We start from the raw sequence: 1,729 nt of genomic DNA on the forward strand, positions 1-1,729 counted from the left end.
GCTACCTGGAATAACCAAACCATCGCCGAGAGCGACGAAACCGTCGTTGTCGAAAACAACCACTACTTCCCCATTGAGTCGGTGAAGAGTGAATTCTTACAGGAATCCGACACGCACTCCGCCTGCCCGTGGAAGGGAACGGCCTCTTATTACAGTTTAAGCGTAGACGGCAAGACAAATAAAGATGCCGCCTGGTACTACCCCAACGCGAAGGACGCCGCCAAAAACATTGAAGGCTATGTAGCCTTCTGGAAGGGTGTGGAGGTAAAGTAGCTATCTTCGCCGGATGAAGCAACTGCGTCCTTTCGTCTTTTGGCCTCCCTTTCTTGTCCTTATTGTTGTTTGCATTTTCAGCCTGATCAACCCGCAGGCGATGATTTCGGTCATCGCGGCCCTCAACTCCGGCATGATGGGATCGCTGGGTTGGTTATTTTCGGTGGGGGCGCTGGTATTTTTTCTGCTTTGTCTGGTTGTGTATGTTTCGCCTTTGGGCAAAATCAAGATCGGTGGGCCGCTCGCGCTGCCCCTGCTCAACCGCTGGCGCTGGTTTTCGATCACGCTTTGTACCACCATTGCGACAGGTATTCTTTTCTGGGGAACCGCTGAGCCGCTTTTTCACCTGCACGCCCCACCGCCAAGTTTAGACATCGTGCCCAATAGCCGCGAGGCGGCCACCTTTGCCGTTTCGACTATGTACATGCACTGGTCGCTGATTCCCTACGGAATTTATACACTGGGTGGCCTGATGTTTGCGCTTTGCTATTATAATCTCAATCAGCCGTTTAGCCTGGGGTCGATGCTGTACCCGATTTTGGGCAACCGCGTTCACCGTTCGTTGAGTACCTGGATCGATGCACTATGCCTCTTCTGCCTGGTGGCGGGCATGGCGGCTTCGCTGGGAGCGGGCATTCTCATTATTTCCGGTGGTTTGGAGCAGATACTGGGTGTTCCGTACAGCATTCTAACATTGGGATTCGTCGCGCTAGCCATTGTTCTCTCATTTGTCGCTTCGGCGGCGAGTGGCTTATTGCGCGGCATCCGTATTTTGTCCGAAATAAACGTCAGCATTTTTATCATGCTGGGCGTATTTATGTTCGTCGTCGGGCCGACGTTGTTCCTGCTATCGTTCGGACTGGAAGCTTTCGGCGAGTACATCACTCATTTCTTCACGAGAAGCCTAATCGGCACCATCACGCCCGACACCGAATGGGCCAAAAGTTGGACAATTTTTAACTGGACCAACTGGTTAGCATGGGCACCTATTACGGCTCTGTTTTTAGGAAGAATTTCGCGCGGCTACACCGTTCGTCAGTTCATTACTTTCAATCTTTTTCTGCCCGCATTGTTCGCCTGCGTCTGGATCATGATTTTCAGCGTCAGCGCAATTCACTACGATTTTCAGGTGTCTGGCTCGCCGCTTTACGCCGTGCTGAACCAGGAAGGCGGGCCGAGCCGGGTCATTTTTTCGATTTTGGAAAAACTACCCTTCGCCCAAATCACCAGCATCGTTTTCTTCGTTACAGCCTTCCTCTCCTACGTCACCGCCGCCGACTCCAACACCACCGCCATGAGTGGCATCAGCGTCGTAAAATCAGAATCAGGCAGCGACGAGCCACCACTCTACGTCAAAATCGCCTGGGGAAGCTTGATTGGGTTGATTGCCTGGATTATGGTTTCGTTTTCGGGAGAAGGGAAGGATAAAGGGCTGGAAGGCGTAAAGATTCTATCG

2 protein-coding genes are annotated in these 1,729 nt (G+C 52.2%); both read left to right on the forward strand.

Annotation, left to right across the window (positions count from 1 at the left end; translation table 11 throughout):
* Positions 1 to 273: DUF427 domain-containing protein (locus ACEW8P_RS19850; RefSeq protein WP_373514814.1), on the forward strand; the 273-nt coding region annotated here is incomplete at its 5' end.
* A 13-nt stretch (positions 274 to 286) separates the two neighbouring features.
* A partial coding sequence (locus ACEW8P_RS19855) for a BCCT family transporter (protein WP_373514815.1) occupies positions 287 to 1,729 on the forward strand: 1,443 nt, incomplete at its 3' end.

This window comes from Persicitalea sp. (assembly GCF_041751555.1).
Taxonomy (GTDB): domain Bacteria; phylum Bacteroidota; class Bacteroidia; order Cytophagales; family Spirosomataceae; genus Persicitalea.